Annotated in this window: 9 protein-coding genes; all 9 read right to left on the reverse strand. The window is 75.4% G+C overall.

Translation table 11 applies throughout. The features are described 5' to 3' along the window. Positions 1-223: 223 nt before the first annotated feature. The 9 genes from ABZ490_RS01325 to ABZ490_RS01365 all read right to left on the reverse strand — a co-directional run bounded on the left by ABZ490_RS01325 (position 224) and on the right by ABZ490_RS01365 (position 14,424). Entirely contained in the window at positions 224-1,111 is an 888-nt protein-coding gene (locus tag ABZ490_RS01325; protein ID WP_358982655.1) for an LLM class flavin-dependent oxidoreductase, read from the reverse strand. An 84-nt stretch (positions 1,112-1,195) separates the two neighbouring features. Then, entirely contained in the window at positions 1,196-2,287 is a 1,092-nt protein-coding gene (locus ABZ490_RS01330; protein WP_358982657.1) for a cellulase family glycosylhydrolase, read from the reverse strand. Between the two features lie 197 nt (positions 2,288-2,484). Then, complete coding sequence (locus ABZ490_RS01335) at positions 2,485-3,525, reverse strand: rod shape-determining protein (protein WP_358982659.1); 1,041 nt, start codon at positions 3,523-3,525, stop codon at positions 2,485-2,487. Positions 3,526-3,735: 210 nt separating this feature from the next. Next, positions 3,736-5,769 carry an MMPL family transporter gene (locus ABZ490_RS01340; RefSeq protein WP_358982962.1) on the reverse strand — a complete coding sequence of 678 codons (2,034 nt, stop codon included), beginning with the start codon at positions 5,767-5,769 and terminating at the stop codon, positions 3,736-3,738. Positions 5,770-5,858: 89 nt separating this feature from the next. Beyond that, entirely contained in the window at positions 5,859-6,806 is a 948-nt protein-coding gene (sigJ, locus tag ABZ490_RS01345; protein ID WP_358982662.1) for an RNA polymerase sigma factor SigJ, read from the reverse strand. Positions 6,807-6,896: 90 nt separating this feature from the next. Next, positions 6,897-11,237, reverse strand: a complete 4,341-nt coding sequence (locus tag ABZ490_RS01350; protein WP_358982664.1) for an SAV_2336 N-terminal domain-related protein — start codon at positions 11,235-11,237, stop codon at positions 6,897-6,899. Continuing rightward, positions 11,227-12,258, reverse strand: a complete 1,032-nt coding sequence (locus tag ABZ490_RS01355; protein ID WP_358982666.1) for a MoxR family ATPase — start codon at positions 12,256-12,258, stop codon at positions 11,227-11,229. The genes ABZ490_RS01350 and ABZ490_RS01355 overlap by 11 nt, the downstream gene beginning before the upstream one ends. A gap of 67 nt (positions 12,259-12,325) precedes the next feature. Further along, on the reverse strand, positions 12,326-14,053 hold the full coding sequence (locus ABZ490_RS01360) for a trypsin-like peptidase domain-containing protein (RefSeq protein ID WP_358982668.1): 1,728 nt from the start codon (positions 14,051-14,053) through the stop codon (positions 12,326-12,328). Beyond that, complete coding sequence (locus ABZ490_RS01365; protein ID WP_358982670.1) at positions 14,050-14,424, reverse strand: CU044_2847 family protein; 375 nt, start codon at positions 14,422-14,424, stop codon at positions 14,050-14,052. The genes ABZ490_RS01360 and ABZ490_RS01365 overlap by 4 nt, the downstream gene beginning before the upstream one ends. Between the last annotated feature and the right edge of the window lie 66 nt (positions 14,425-14,490).

Consider the following 14,490-nt stretch of genomic DNA (forward strand, 5'->3'; position numbering starts at 1 on the left):
CAGGGTGCGGGAGGCCGGGGTGAGGGAGGCCGGCCCGCTGCTGGCGTTCACCACGACCGGGGCGGCGGAGCATCGGGGGGCCGTCTCGAATCCGATGCCGTTGTCGGCACCGGTGATCCAGTGTGGTGGTCATGCCTCCGGCCTGCGGCGGGCGGCCCGGGGCGGCAGCAGCCGGTTCCCCCGGCTTGGGAGCCGCCGGGACTGTCGCAGGACCATCGCGGGGCTAGTGACCGGAGCCCGTCCGTCCCAGGGCCTCCAGCACCGCGGCGAGCTGTCCGAGCGGTTCCGGGCCGACCACGCGCAGGACGACGGTGGCGGCGCCCGCCTTCGCGAGGTCCCCGATGTTCCCGGCGGCCTCGCGCGCGCTGCCGGAGACGGTGAAGACCTCCTCCTGCGGGCGGCCGAGCCAGGCGCCGTGGCCCTCGGTGTGCGGGTGGAGCGTGCGGGACACCTCGTCGGGGTCGTCGCCGACGCAGGCGAAGGAGAAGACGGTGAGGGTGTGGTCGGGGCCGGCACCGCCCTGTGCGGTCAGGGCGCGGACACGGTCCAGGTCGCCCGGCCCGTGGCCCTCGGCGATCAGTGTGCCGTCCGCGACCCGGCCGGACAGCTCCAGCGAGCGGGGCCGTACGACCCCCGCCACGACGGGCGGCACCTCGGCCGGCGGATGCACCAACCGGATCCCGTCCAGCCGGACTTCACGCCCGTCGAGGTCCACCTGCGCGCCGCGCAGCAGCGCCCGCACCGAGGTGATCGTCTCCTCCAGCAGCGCCAGCGGGGAGCGGGGCGCGACACCGGCCTGGGCCATCCACTCCGGCACCCCGTGCCCGATCCCGGCCACCAGCCGGCCGGGGAACACCCGGGCCAGCGTGGCCAGTTCCATCGCCAGCAGCGCCGGGCTGCGCAGCGGGGCGGGGGCGATGCCGATGCCCACCCGGAGGCGTTCGGTCGCCCCCAGCGCCACGGCGGCCGCCGACACCCCGCCGTTCCAGCCGAGGTCCTCCACGACCCAGAGGTCGTCGGCCCCGAGCGCCTCGGCCCGCCGGGCGAACCCGGGCAGTTCCTCGGGCGCCCAGTCGCGGTCGTACATCACACCGATGCGTACGTTCGTCATGTTCCGGAACCTATGAGAGAGGCGGAAGGGGATCAACGGCGACCGGCCCGCCGGTGTCAGGGACGGCGGGCCGGTCTGTCGGGGTCAGCCCTGGACCGGCCTGCCGCGGCCCCAGGCCCAGGCGAGGCGGTCCGCGCCGGACTGGTTGGTGGTCTCCAGCCATGGACGGTTCACCGGGCCGACGAGCTTCTGCACGGAGTAGATGTCGTCGGTGCGCAGCCCCGGCCAGTACACCGAGCCCATCTTCAGCTCGCGGAAGGTGTCGGTGACGGCCTGGATGAAGTTGATGTAGTTGTTGTCCGGCGTCTTCACGTTGTAGTCCAGACCGTCGGTCATGGGGGCGCCGAACTCGTCCGCCACGGTCCGGTTCGCGCAGTCCCCGATGCGCACCTTCAGGTCGGCGACCCACTGGTCGTAGGTGGCGTACGACTTCCAGAAGCCGTAGTGGTGCAGGGAGAGGTAGGTGCCCTTCAGGCGCGGGTCGGCGCAGACCGAGGTGACGTGGTCGTTGTAGCCGGCGCCGCTGACGAAGACCCGGTTGCGGGGCACCGACTTGTACGTGTCGAGCCACTTCGCGGCGATGTCGGCCCACTCGGTGTCGGTGTAGCCGTGCGGCTCGTTCATCGGCTCGAAGTAGACGCGCTTGTCGTTCTTGTACGCCTTGACGACGGTGTTCCACATCGGCCAGTAGGTGGCCTCGTCGTCGATGTAGCCGTCCTTGCGGGTTCCGGTGCCCTCCCAGTAGGACACGATCACCTTGAAGCCCTGGTCGGAGGCCGCGTCGATGACTCCGCGGTACGACTTCCAGTACGCCCCGTCGACCGTGTACGGGTTGATCGGCAGCCGGACCGTGTTGGCGCCGAGGTTGGCGCGGAAGGCGGCGATGATCCGGCTCGCCTTCGCGTACGTCTGCCGGTAGCTGTCCGAGGTCGACAGACCGGAGAGCTGGAGCAGGTCGTCGGCGAAGTTGTCGCGCGGGTCCGCCCAGTTCACGCCCTTGAACTGGGTCGTGTCGGCGGCGAGGCCGGAGTGGGCCGGGGCGGCCGGGGCGGGGGCCGCGGCGAGGGTGCTGCCGGCGACGGCGGCCACCGCGACCGCGGCGAGGACGGCCCGCAGCCGGGGCGAGCGGGAGGAGCGGGAGGTGCCGGCGGCGGCTCTGACGGGGGTCCTGCGCATCGACTTGCCCTTTCCGAACGACTTCCGAACGACTTCCGAAACGACTTCCGAACGACGATGTTTACGCAAACATCGACCTCCGTGGAGAGCTGATGTTTACGTAAACATGGCGGCGCCGGAAGCTTGGCACTGTGCCCGGTGATCGTCAAGGTTTCGCGCGCGTAACGTTTGCCGGTGAGGAGCCCCCCCGGAGTCGCTCAGGAGGTGGCCAGCGGGGTGAGGGTCAGCGGCGCGATCTTGCCCTCCAGCATGGCGCCGATGCCCTGCGCGGCGCAGATGTCGGGCCGCTCCGCGATGTGCACCGGCATACCGGTGGCCTGTCGCAGCATGTGGTCGAAGCCCGGCAGCAGGGCGGAGCCGCCCACCATCATGATCCCCCGGTCGGCGAGGTCGGCGACCAGGTCCGGCGGGCACTCCCGCAGCACCCTGCCGATGCCGTCGAGCACGGCCGTCAGCGGGGTCTCGATCGCGTCCCGTACGGCGGCGGTGTCGACGAGGACGGAACGGGCCAGGCCCGTCGCCACGTCCCGCCCGTGGATCTCCGTGGAGGCCGGGCCGTGCGGGGTGAGACCGTTGCCGGACAGGGCCAGCTGCAAGGGCCGTACGGACTGGCTCGGCAGCATCAACTCATGTTCCAGGCGCAGGTGTTGCACGATCGCGTGGTCCACGGCCTCGCCGCCCACCGGGATCCGCTCGGCGGTCACGATCGAGCCGAGCGAGAGCACCGCGATCTGGGTCGCGGCCGCCCCGCACACCATGATCATCGTGGCCTCGGGGTGCTCGACCGGCAGTCCGCAGCCGACGGCCGCGGCGATCAGGGTGTCCACCAGCTCCACCCGGCGCGAGCCCAGCCCGACGAGCGTCTCGATCGTGGCGCGGCGGGCCAGCGGGTCGGCGTCGTGCGGGGTGCAGGCGGCGGCCCGCAGGAACGGCTTGCGGCGCAGCTGCCGGCGGATCTTGTCGCCGAGCAGATGCCGCAGCATGCGCTGGGCCATCTCGATGTCGACGACCGTGCCGCCGGAGACCGGCCGCATCACCCGGATGTAGTCCGGGGTGCGGCCCGTCATCCGCTCGGCGAACTCGCCCACCGCGATCAGCGCGCCGGTACGGGTGTTCACGGCGGCAACCGACGGCTGGTCCACGACCAGCCCCGCCCCCCGCACATACACCCGGGTCCGTGCCGCCCCGAGGTCGACGGCGAAGTGGCAGCGGCGCAACTGCTCCAGACTGGCGGTCATGGCAGGTCCTCCCGAGAGCGCAGACCATGGGGCCGCCTGGCCGGCGGGCCTTTGGTGCGGGTGGGCCGGCGGGCGGCCGGCCTCCCTCGCATCCTGCGCGGGCCGTGAGGGGGGACGCCTCCTGAAGGGGGCCGGGCGGGGCGCGCCCGAATGGGGGGTTGTCCCGGCGGGGCGCCCCGCGCGCCGCCGGACCAGGGGTCCGGGAGAGCCTCAGTTGCCCCTGGACGCCGCCGGTTCCGGAGCGGGTTCGGCCTCCTCCCGGGGCGTGCCGTCGGTCCGGCGGAACAGCGCGCTCGGCCACCACATCCAGCGGCCGACGTCCAGGGTCAGCGCGGTGACCAGGACCGAGCGGACGACCAGGGTGTCCAGCAGCACCCCGAACGCCACCGCGAACCCGAGCTCGGCCGCGAACACCAGCGGCAGCGAGGCCATCGCCGCGAAGGTGCCCGCCAGCACCACCCCCGCCGAGGTGATCACACCGCCGGTGGCCGACAGCCCGGTCAGCGCCCCGCGCCGGGTGCCGTGCCGGACCGCCTCCTCCCGCACCCGGGTGACCAGGAAGATGTTGTAGTCGATGCCCAGGGCGACCAGGAACACGAACGCCAGCAGCGGGAACGACGCCTCCTCCCCGGCGAAGTGGAACACGTGCTCGAACACCAGGGCGCTCACGCCCATCGCCGCCCCGAACGACAGCACCACCGTCGCCATCAGCAGCAGCGGGGCGACGACCGCCCGCAGCAGCAGCGCGAGCACGAGGAACACCGCCACCAGCACGATGGGGATGATCACCACCGAGTCGCGGTCGGCCGCCTCCCGGGTGTCGAGCAGCACCGCCGTGGTCCCGCCGACCTGCGCCCGCGCGCCCTCGACCCCGTGGACCGCGGCCCTGGCCCGCTCGACCGCCCGCATCGCGGCCGTGCTGCTGGGATCGTCCCGCAGCTCCCCGAGCACCAGCGCCTCGTCCCCCTTGACCACCGGCGCGGCGACGCGGGCCACCCCCGGGACACCGGACAGCGCGCTGCGCACCCCCTGCGCCGCGTCCGCCCTCGCCACCACGAGGACCGGGTCGCCCGAGCCGGCCGGGAAGTGCCGGGCGCGGATCTCCTCGCCGACGACCGTCTGCGGACGGCCGGTGAACTGGTCCGTCCCGGCCAGCCCGTCGGCCCGCAGCGCGAACATCCCGAGCGTCATCGCACCGAGGACCAGCGCCGTACCGGCCCACACGAGCCGCGGCCGCCCGGAGACCGCGGCGCCCACCCGGGCCCAGACCCCGCCGTCCACCGCACCGGCGGGCGTCGCGTCGTACGACGGGATCGTCGGCCAGAAGACCCAGCGGCCGCAGACGACCAGCAGCGCCGGCATCAGGGTGGTCATGGCGAGCAGACCGACGAGGACACCGACAGCGCACGCCGGGCCGAGCCCCTGCGTGGAGTTGAGGGAGGCCAGCATCAGCAGCGTCAGGCTGACCGCGACGGTCGCCGCGCCGGCGACGATCGCGGGACCGGACCGCCGCAGGGCCCGCTCCATCGCCTCGTGCCGGTCCTCGTGCCGCCGCAGCTCCTCCCGGTAGCGCGAGGTGAGCAGCAGGGCGTAGTCGGTGGCCGCGCCGAACACCAGCACGGTCAGGATGAAGCCGGTCTGCTTGTTGACGGTCAGTCCGGCGTTCCTCGCCAGGACGTAGATCACCGCCTCGGAGGTGACCAGCGCCGCGCCCGCGGTCAGCAGCGGCAGCAGGGGGAGGACCGGGCTGCGGTAGGTGAGCAGCAGGATCAGGACCACCACGGACGCGGTGATCGCCGTCAGCCCGCCCCCGCCGCCGAAGGCCTTGATCGAGTCGGCGGCCTGCCCGGCCGGCCCGGTGACATGGAACCCGAGCCCGCCGCCCGTGTCCCTCTCGCCGACCTCGGTCAGCGCGTCGACGACCTTGCCGATCCCCTCCCAGCCCGTCCGGTCCTTGTGCACCTGGACCACGGTCTGGATCGCCCGCCCGTCCGCCGACCGCACGGGTCCCTGCGGCGCGCCCTCGACCCCTTCGACGTCCCGGAAGGCCTCGGCGTCGGCCCGCGCCTTCGCCAGATCGGCGGCGGTCACGCCCTCCTGCCGGTCGTAGACCACGATCGCGGGCACGGTGTCGGCGGGCTGGAACCGCGCCACCCGCTCGACGACCCGCGTCGACTCCGCGTCGCCCGGCAGCCAGGCCGAGTTGTCGTTCTGCTCGACCTCGCCGAGCCGCCCGGCCAGCATCAGCGCCGGGACCAGCAGGACCGCCCAGAGGGCGAGGACGACCCACTTGCCGACCCGCCCGCTCGGCAGGGACACCAGCGTGCGCGCGTTCACAGGGACCTCGCCGTGGTGTCGATGTGGGAGAGCTTGTCGGGGTTGGCGACGGCGTAGATCCCGCACACCCGGTCCCCGTCCGGGGTCAGGTCGAGGACCAGGACCGCGTACGGGGTGTCGCCGGCGAACAGCAGCGCCGACGGATCGCCGTTGACACTGCGGTAGGCGATACGCAGGCCCTGCCCGGATCGCGGCGCGACCGAGGCGAGCAGCCGGGCCACCTTGTCCCGGCCCCGCAGCGGCCGGGGACCCCCCGCGCCCTTGCCGCCGCCGTCGCCCCACAGCGTCACGTCCGGCGCCAGGAGCCGCAGCAGGGCGTCCAGGTCACCGCCGAGCGCGGCGTCCAGGAACCGCTCGGTCACCTGCCGCCTGACCTGCGGATCGGGCGCGTACCGGGGGCGCCGGGCGTGCACGTGCTCCCGGGCGCGATGGGCGAGCTGACGGATCGCCGAGGGGCTGCGGCCGAGGATCTCCGCGATCTCGGTGTGGGGGTAGCCGAACACCTCGTGCAGCACGAACACGCCCCGCTCCAGCGGGGTGAGGGTCTCCAGGACTACCAGCAGCGCCATGGACACCGACTCGGCGCGCAGGGCCGCGTCGGCCGCGTCCACCGCGTCGGCGGGCACCGCGGCGTCCGGGAGGGGCCCCACCAGCGGTTCGGGCAGCCACGGCCCGACATAGGTCTCCCGGCGGCGGCTGACGGCGGCCCGGTGCGCGAGCGCCCCGTTCACCGCGATCCGCACCAGATAGGCGCGCGGATGCCCGATCGCCGCCGCCCCCTCCGCCTCGTACCGGGCCGCCCACGACAGCCAGGTCTCCTGCATCACGTCCTCGGTGTCGGAGACGCTGCCGAGCATGTTGTAGACGATGGAGAACAGCAGCTCCCGGTGATCGGCGAACACCTGGGTCGCGGTGCGTGCCACCGGGTGCGGTGGGTGGGACATCGTGGGCCTCCCGTCGCGGATGCTTTCCGGACGGAGAGGGCACCGGCCGCCCGGAGTGTGACATGGCCACCCCGGTATGTGACCCACATCTCACGCATGCGGGCGCTCCAACGACCGTGCCGCCTCCAGTACGGCGGTCAGCGAGGGCACCGTGACCGCGCAGCCCGCCTCGCGCAGCCCCTGCTCGACCGTGGGATTGCGGGCCAGACCGACGAACCGCAGGCCCACCTGCTGGGCCGCGGTGAGTTCGGCGAGCGTGGAGCCGATCAGGACCCCGGTGCCGGCCGGGGTGCTCGCCGGGCCCAGCGCGCGCAGCAGACGGTCCGGGTGCGGCATCAGCCGGCCGAGATCCTCCGACCGGCCGTGCACCCCCGCGAGGAGCGGCAGCGGGTGCGCCTCCAGATGCCGCCGGACGGCCTGCTCGCAGACGTCCGTGGCGACCCCGACCCGGCGCCCGGCGGTGTGCAGGGCCCGTACCAGGGCCAGGGAGTGATGGGTCGTCGGCGCGTCCGGTACGGCCGCCAGCTCCAGCCGGTCGAGCCGGTCCCGCAGGTGCGGGCCGACCCGGTCGTGCGCGAAGGCCCGCAGGACGTCCAGCGGATGCACGAACAGCTCCCGTGCCGCCCCCGCGTCCCCCGCCCCGCGGCCCGCGAGCGCGTCGTCGGGATCACGGTGTTCCGCCACCACCCGCAGCAGCTCCACGGCGGCCGCCCGGGCGTCGGCCGCCGTGAACAGCCGCAGCAGCGGCCCGTCGAAGCCGAACAGCACGGTCCCGGCGTCCGCGAGCAGCTCGGACAGGGACCGGGCGGTGGCGCCCGGTCGGGGGACCTCCGGCGGCGGCGCGTAGTCGGGCGCGAGGGTGACCGCGCACGTCACCTCCAGCCCCGGCACGGGCCACCGCCCCAGCTGGGAGTTGACGGCCCGCCGGGCCCCCGCCGGGCGCCGTACGGAGTGATGGCGGGTGATCCGCGGCGCGGCCTCCCGGAAGTGATCCAGCAGCCGCTCCGCCACCCCGGCGACCTCCCCCCGTACGAAGGCCACCGGATCGGCGACCCGCCAGGACAGCTCGACGGCGGCCGTGAAGTCGCCCTTGCCGGAGCTGGGCAGGGCGACCTGGTGCACGGCGTGCTGCGGGGTCAGGTCCACCTCGTAGTACGTCACCGGACGGGCCGGGCCGCCGCCGTACGGGTCGGCCGGGTTCAGCAGGGTGAGCGGCCCCTCCGGACCGGTGTGCACGACGGCGGTGCGGCCCGGCACGGGGATCCTCAGCCGCCCCAGGTCCCCGACGACCCCGGGCCCCTTCACCAGCTCCCGCTCCCCGCCGCCCGGGTGACACCAGGCGCGGGGCACCCCCGTGTCCCCGTACGACGGGTGGAACCGGTACGGCCCCGAGGCGGCGGAACTGCCGGTGAAACGGCCGTAGAGGGCGGGGGAGACGACGATCAGCAACGGGGCGTCCCCCGCCTCGGGAGCCGGGACGCCGAAGCCCACGGTCAGCCGGGGCGGCGCGGTGAGCGTGGCCCAGTGGTCGGGCAGCCAGCGCAGGGCGGCGACGAGGACGGGGAGCAGCTCGGTGCCCGGCTGCACCCGGACGGAGTAGCCGTCGGGGTGGACGTGCACCGCGTACTGCTGCGGCGTCAGGGCACCCCGGGACAGCACCTGGTGGACGGCGTACTCCAGGGTGATCCGGCTCTCGGGGTGGGCGGAGAGGTCGGTGGCGGTCTTGAAGCGGAGGGGCGGGGGCGCGGTCTCGTCCAGGGCGGCGGTGAGGTCCCGGTGGAGGGAGCGCAGCCGCGCGCGGGCGGCTTCGGCGGCGGGGCCGGGGATGCCGTCGAGGGGGGTGCCGCGGAAGAGGGCGAGGGTCTCCTGGAGCAGGGAGCGGCGCTGGTCGGGGGTCTGGCCGGGCGGGCGGTGGGTCAGGACGCCCTCGCTGGTGAAGGCGTCGACGTGGGTGGCGGCCAGGTGCATGGCGTACCCGCCGGACACGGCGGCCAGGGTGCCCGGGCCGAGGTGGCGGCTCGCCTCCCGCGCCAACTCCTGGATCCGGTGGGCGGCGTCCAGCCCGACGGGCGGCTCCTCCCACACACCCGCGGCCAGCTCGTCGTAGGTCAGGCGCCGACCGCGGTGGAGGACCAGCACGCACAGCAGCGCCTGGGCCTCGTGGGAGGGGAGGAGCAGGGGCTCCGTGCCCCGGGCGAGGCGGAGGGGGCCGAGCATCCGGATGTGCAGGGGTTCCACGTCCCGGGCCTCGGCGAGCTGCGCCGGTGCGGAGGACGGGATCCGGCCGTCGGTGAACTGGCCGAGCAGTACGCGGAAGCGCGGGGGAGCCGGCACGTCCGGAGCGAGCTGCCGCAGCAGCTGGTGGAACGCGCCGATGTCCCGGTCCGCCCCTGCCGCACCGGACTCCCCGCCCAGGGCGACCCGACTGAGCATCACCCGGCCGTCGTGACGCAGCAACAGACCCTCGACGCCGCCCTGCCCGCGCACCAGCCCTCGCTCGTGCAGCGCGCTCAGCCCCGCCCTCCCGTCGGACACCAACCGGGCGAAGACGTTGAAGGAAACACCCGGCCCACTGCCTTCGACGAGCTCGGCCAGCGTCACCCCGTCCTCGAACTCCGCCACCAGGTACGGGAGGTCGCCGTGCACCCCGAAATCCCGCACCCGCATCACACACGGATCCTCGATCCCGGCCAGCGCCCGCGCCTCCCGCAGGAAGCGGTCCTGCGGAGCCGCCTGCTCGGGGTACAGGTGGACGACGACCGGCCGCTCGGTGCGGACGTCCACCGCGCTCCACACCCTGCGCCCCGGCCCCCGCCGCTCCCGCAGCCGGTACCGCCCCCCGATCAGTTCCTCGGCGGACTCCTCGGCGGGCGCTCCGCCCAGCAGCCGTACGGTCTCCGGGCGCACCGTCGCGATCGTCGGCCCGCCTGCGCCGTTCCCGGCCGCCTGCGCCCGGAACTCTCCCGCCGTCAGCCCCGCCCGCTCGTCGATCAACCCGCCTATCCGCGCGAGGAGTTCCCGCGTGCGGCCCCGGGTGGAGCGGGGCAGGGTGCGCAGCAGGAGGTCGCGGACGCCGGGGCGGAAGTCGTAGGAGCCGGGCGGGCCGGGGACGGCGGTGAGCATGCCGCTGAGGATCACCTCGGCGAGGTGCTGCGGACGGGGGTCGCGGTCCACGGCCCGCTGGACCAGGCGCATCACCGGGACCGACGGGACGGCCAGCGCCAGATGGCCGGCCAGGCGGAACGCCTCGGGGGAGGCCGTGGCCCGGAAGCGCAGGACCAGGTCCTGGGCGGACAGGTCCGTGGGGGAGGGGACGGGCCCCGTGGGCGGTGGCGCGGCCGGCAGCCGGGCCGCCGCTCCGGGCGTGCGGGCCCCGCCCGGGGACGCCACCAGCGCCGCCCAGTGGGCGAGCCACGGCGCCCCCGGCTCCAGCACGGGGAGGGGGAGGGCGGACGGGCCCGGCGGGGGGTCGGCCTCCGGGGCGTAGGGGCTGAAGGCGAGGGCCGTGAGCGGGGCCGCCGCGGCCGGGGCGGACAGGACACCGGGCTCCGCCGGGAGGGCCGTCGTCGGCCACAGCTGTTCCGGCAGCGGCTGTACGACGGCCAGCGGCATCCGGGACGCCCAGTGCCGCAGGGCGCGGTACCAGCGCTCGCCCGCCGGGCCGGCGCGCCACTGCGGGCCCATGCAGTCGCTGACGACCAGGGTGACCGTCCGGCCGTCCCCCGGGTCGGGCACGTGCCGGGCGCCCCCGTCGGGGCCCGCCGGGTGCACGGTGACCGTGCGGAACACGCCCGACTGGGCCAGCACGGTGTGCAGTTCGCGGACCAGCGGCCGCCAGACGGGCATGGTCGGGCCCGTGTCGTGGACCAGGTTCAGCCGCAGCCAGCGGTCCCGGGCGGGGCGCAGCACCGGCAGCCAGACGTCCGGGTGCGCGCCGAGCCGCGCGATGCGGTCCGCGGTGGCCCGTTCGTCGAGGAGCCGGGCGCGGGCCGCCGGGACCGTGCGCTTCAGCGGACGCAGGGCCCGCTGGAGGGCCAGGGGGCGGGGCAGCATCGGGGGTGCGGGAGCGAGGAGGGGGGTGGTGCCGCCGGTCGCGGCGGTGGTGGGGCGGGCGGGTGTGGGGAGGGGGAGGTGGAGCGGGACGCGGTCGTCGGGCGGGAGCGCGGGCGGCGGGACGGGAGGGGCCGGGGGTGCCGCCGGGGCGGACGTCCCCGGGGTGGTGTCCGCCCCGGGCTGTCCCTCCGCCTCCGGCGAAGGCCCCTGGGCGTCCTCCGACTGCCGTGCCAGCCACAGCACTTCCGCGAGTTCCCGGGCCGTCGGCGGGGTGCCCGCGGCGGCGGTGAGCAGGGCCGCGAGCCGGGCGAGCGCGGGGGTGTCGCCGACGGGGGCCGGGAGGGGGCCCGGGACGGGGGCCGGGGGGTCAGAAGCCATCGCCGTCCGCCGTGGCCCCGAGGTACGGCATCAGCTGCTCGGCGAGCGCGTCCCGAGAGTCGGCGTCCAGGCCCGCGACCCCGGTGAGGTAAAGGGCGTTCAGCAGCTGGTCGGTGGCGAGTTCGCCGTCGGCCGCGCGGGCCAGGAAGCGGCCGATGAGGTGTTCCGCCTCGCCGGGCGGGGTGTCGAGGTGGGCGCGGACGATCTCGGTGAGCTGCTCGCGGCCGGGGCGGCGCAGCTTCAGCCGGACGCAGCGGCGCAGGAAGGCGGGCGGGAACTCGCGCTCGCCGTTGCTGGTGAGGACCACGAACGGGAACGCCCGGCAGCGGACCCGGCCCCGGGTGACGGTGACCGGCGCCTGGGTCCCGTCGGCGAGCACCTCGGCGGTGGCGCCCCCGCCGGCATCGCGGCCGGCCCGCAGCAGCTCGGGGATCTCGTACTGGCCCTCCTCCAGCACGTTCAGCAGGTCGTTGGGCAGATCGAGGTCGCTCTTGTCGATCTCGTCGACCAGGAGGGCGCGGGGACGGGCGTACGGCAGCAGGGCGGTCCCGAGGGGGCCGAGCCGCAGATGGTCCTCGACACCTCCGCCGTCCGGCACCGCCTCCGGGGCCCGGGACGCCGCCTGCCGTGCCGCGTACAGCCGGGACAGCGGGTCGTACTGGTAGAGCCCGTCGGCGAGGGTGGAGCGGCTGGTGATGTTCCAGCGCAGTACCGGTCCGAGGCCCAGCTCGCGGGCGACCGCGTAGGCCAGGGAGGACTTGCCGGTGCCGGGCGGGCCGGTGACCAGCAGCGGGCGGCGCAGGACGAGGGCCGCGTTGACGAGCTGGACGCTGTCCGGGGTGGCGACGTACGTACGGGCGCGGTGGACGCGGTCGGGGGAGACGGCGGCCTCGTCGTCGCCCTCGCGCGGCGGCGGCAGCACGGGCTCGCCGTCGAACGCCCGCCAGGGCGGCGGCTCGGGCAGCCGGTCGATGCCGTCGTGCGGCTCGCTGCTGCCGGTGTAGACGGTCCAGTGGGGCATGGTTCTCCGAAACTCGGCGTGACTCGGCGTGACTCGGCGTACGCATCGGTCGAGGGGCGGTGGCGGCTCAGGTGACGGGGGAGCGGGCGTGGGCGGGGGCGTCGCCGTGCGGGTCCGTGAAGACGCGCGGGTCGTCCCACAGCAGCTGGATGTCGCGGGCCCAGTGGCCCTCCTCCGCGTCGGCCTCCTCACGCAACGCCAGGATCTCGCGCGGCAGTTCGGCGGGCGGCACGGCGGCGACGCAGGCGTCCAGCTCGTCCAGGAAGGTCTTGCCGGCGCAGCCGTCCCCGCCCGCACAGCCCTCGGCGCCGCCCGCGCAGCCACCCCGCGACCAGACGACCACCGGGGCGGGCGCGGTGAGCGAGGTGTCGAAATGGGGACGGGTGCGCGAGGCGGCCGGGGCGGTGGCGAAACCGGCCAGACAGGCGTCGGGCCTGCGCAGCCTCAGCCGCAGCCGGGCGGGCTCCTCGGAGCCGGCGCACTCCACCCGGTGCACCCGCGCCCCGGGCAGAGTGTCGAGCCGCTTCCAGGCGCGGGTCAGCTGATGCCGGGTGCCGGGCCGCAGGCGCGCCTGGTCGGTGACGACGAGCGGGTACACGGACCCCAGCGGGGTCTCGTCGTCGGGGGCGCTCGCCCAGCGGTCCACCGGCAGGTCGATCCAGTCCCGGGGCAGCGCGAAAGCGATCAACTCGTCGCAGCCGGGCGTCAGATACCGGAACGCGGCGTCGATCCGCTCCTGCACATAGGCCCGCACCCGGGCCTGCGGCACGGTCTCCGAGGCGACCGGATGCCGGCGGCCCCCGCTGTACGCGGACACCTCCACCCGCACATGCCCGTCCCCGGCGCCGCTGTGCCGCAGATCGACGAGGATCGGCGACCAGTCGGGCGCGGCGCCGGGCCCGGCGGCCGGGGTGGCGGGGGCCTGGAACAGCGCCTCCACCTGGGCGGTGAAGCGGGCGACGGTGCCGGCCGCGTCGGCGCCGTCGATCTCGCACAGCACGAACAGGGCCGCCGACCACAGGGAGTCGAACCCCTCCTCGGGCGCGTCCGGGTCCAGCGGGCCCCTCGCGGCCTCGTAGAGCCGGACGAGCCGCACGGGACCGCAGTCCAGGTGCGCGCGCACGGCCCGCTCGACGAGGGCGCGCAGCCGGGCCCGGTCGGCCGCCCCGTGGTCGGAGGTGGGCACCAGGCCCTCCAGTCCCGGCCAGTAGCGGGCCAGGACCTCGGTGGGCATCATCCGCCCGTTGCGCACGTCCTGCGCGCCCGCCGCCGCGGTGACCATGCCGACGACCTCGCCGGTGTCCGCGAGGGCGACGGCGGCGCCGCTGAACCCGGGTGCGAGCGGCTGCCCGCCGGGCTGCCAGGCCTCCAGCTGGATCCACTCACGGTTGAGCAGCTGGGCGGCGGTGACGCGGTACTCGGCGAGCGTGCCCTCGTCGAAGCCGACCGGGAAGCCGTAGACGACCAGTTTGCGGGGCCGGTCGGCGCGCTGTCCGTGCGCCGCGTCGACCGGGGCGAGCGCGGCCGGCGCGATCGGCACCTCGTGCGCCAGTTCCAGTACGGCGAGATCGCCGAGGTCGGTCGGGCCGCCGCCCCAGCCGCCGTCGGCGACCACCCGCGCCGGCACCGCGGGGAAGCCCGGCCGCTCGGTGAACGTCACCGTCAGCCCGTCCGCCGCACCGGCCCCGCCCACCACGTGCGCGCAGGTCAGCACCTTGCGCGGGGTGATCAGGAAGCCGGCCCCGGCGACCCGGCCGGCGGTCTCGATCCGGGCGTGCCACTCGGCGCTGTTCATGAGGCGGCGGTGGGCTCCGGCCCCCTGTCGGGCGCGGGCGGTCGCGCGTCGGCCGCCGCGGGGGACCAGGACAGCTTCACCACGAGGTGGCCCTCCGCCGTGCCCTTGGCGATGATCGCGCCGGTCTCCGCCGAGAGCTTCACCCCGAACTCGATCTCCACCCCGTCCGGCCGTAACGTGCCGTCCCGGAACACCCGCAGCGCGGACTCGGCCGCCGCCCGGACCCCTTCCAGCGCGCCCTCGAAGGTACGGGCCGCCTGGACCGTGCCGTCGCCGCGCGCCACCAGCCGTGACCCGGGCCGCCGGTCGGCCGCCTCCTCGACGGAGACCACGGCCCCGTCGTCGGTCCTGAACTCCACCAGTCCGTCCACGACGCCCCCGTAGCCCCTTCTCTCGCTCTCCCGGACCGCCCAGGCCGCCCCGCGGCGCTGCGCAGC

The organism is Streptomyces sp. NPDC005811 (genome assembly GCF_040630405.1).
In the GTDB taxonomy this organism is placed as follows: domain Bacteria; phylum Actinomycetota; class Actinomycetes; order Streptomycetales; family Streptomycetaceae; genus Streptomyces.